This is a genomic window from Paenibacillus uliginis N3/975 (assembly GCF_900177425.1).
GTDB lineage: Bacteria > Bacillota > Bacilli > Paenibacillales > Paenibacillaceae > Paenibacillus_AQ > Paenibacillus_AQ uliginis.
This window is the reverse complement of sequence record NZ_LT840184.1, coordinates 2,970,568-2,972,368: the sequence shown is the minus strand read 5'-3', so window position 1 is coordinate 2,972,368 and position 1,801 is coordinate 2,970,568. Positions and strand designations below refer to the sequence as shown.

1 protein-coding gene and 1 pseudogene are annotated in these 1,801 nt (G+C 38.3%); both read right to left on the bottom strand.

Features of this window, described 5'->3' with window-relative positions; translation table 11 throughout:
• The coding region (locus tag B9N86_RS13935) for a PDC sensor domain-containing protein (RefSeq protein WP_208919806.1) at positions 1–1,287 on the bottom strand (1,287 nt) is incomplete at its 3' end.
• Positions 1,288–1,446: 159 nt separating this feature from the next.
• Positions 1,447–1,801 (bottom strand): annotated as a pseudogene (locus B9N86_RS13930) (methyl-accepting chemotaxis protein); the annotation flags it as partial.

The following is a 1,801-nucleotide window of genomic DNA, read 5'->3' as shown; positions in this document are numbered from 1 at the left end:
TTTAATCTGCATATCACCCATTGTTTCTTCGATTAATGTAAACTGTGAATCCAGATCACCTGTCACGCGCTGCATATTATCAAGATTGCTCGCACCTTCTACCGATCCTTCGGCCACGTCCGACATCGCATGGGCAATTTCTTCACTTGTTGCCTTCGTTTCCTCTGAAACTGCACTCAGACTTACCGCCGAATCCGACAATTTCCCGGAGGAATCGACAACTTTAGATAGAACCTCGCGCATTTTTTGCACCATCTCATTAAAGTGACCTGTTAATTGGCCGACTTCGTCCTTGGATCTTACCTCCCCTTGAACGGTTAAATCTCCTTCGGCCATTAACTGTACCTGTTTCGTTAACTGCACAATTGGTTTTGTGAAATAACGAGCTATTACATAAACAACGACACTGACTATCACAATTGCAATAAGGGTAATCAGCGTATTCAATTGTAGAATTTGATTAATGAGTTTTGATAACTCTGCTTCTTTATAAACTACCCCAATTTTCCAATTCGTGTTTTCCATCGTTTCATAATAGATGATTATCTCTGTATTACCCTCTGTATATAACACTTTGCCAACGTCTTTCTGATACATTTTATCTATATACGGCTTTTCTCTCACATTCTTTCCTGCATCTGTTGGATGAACGACCGCATTTCCTTCAGCATCCACAATAAAGCCATATCCATTGTATCCTAAATTTAATTCATTGATTTGGTTGGTCACCGTATCCAAAGGTAAATCAAGTCCGATCACACCTATCACTTGACCATTTTCCACAATTGCTTTTGAGGCAGCTACTTTCATTTGATTGGAGCTATCTAAATATACTTTCGTAAACTGCACTTCTTTCGGATTCTCGCTAGCTATTTGATACCAAGGTCTTTCGGCTGGATCATAGCTTTCATCATATGTCTTAGATGTATCGGGATCATACATACGCTTCGATGAACTTGCCATATAAATAGAGGAAACTTCCGGCTTCACCTTTATATAATTGACCATTTCATCTTGTATTTCAGGGGTTAAAGTCTCTTCATTGTTTTGTATCAGTGCTTTAATACGTGGATCTTCACTGAAAACTAAAAGATCTATCCCATAATTGGTTATGCGTAATTCCGTCATTTTCGTTAACGTTTCAGCGTGTCCCGCTCCTTCTATGTCTAATTTTGCTTTAATGTTTTTAGACATTTCGTTTCCTGTTACTAACTGCGAGATGACCATTACAATAATAAGTAATGACGCAAAGATGAGAATAAGTTTGTTCTGCAATTTGTTTAACATGATGTTTCCTCCCAGATGTTATAAGTGTTGTTGCTATATTCTAGAGCTGAACACTAAGTAAAACTCCATTACTATATATCGTCTACTATCAAAAATAATTAAATAACCTGAGCAAATATTTCTCGCTCAGGTTATTCATTTAAAACGGTATAGTAGATTTTAAATTTTAAATTTCTTAACGAGCTGCTCCAGTTCATTACTTGATTGACTTAATTCCTCTGCAGATTGCGAAACCGTATCGATCGCCTGCAATTGGTCTTGTGTAGAAGCACTTACCTCTTCGGCCGCAGCTGCGGATTCTTCAGAAATTGCGGATAGACTTTCAATGGATTGAACAACATCATCCTTCAAGGTAGACATCCTTTGCACTTCATTCGACATTTGGCTAATCGAGTGAATTACTTGATACATCAATTCCCGAATGGTTGTAAACGCCGTCTCTGTATCTTTTACAGCACTATTCTGCTCTATGGTGATTTCTTTCGTTCTGCTCATCGCTTCTGTGGCACGTTCA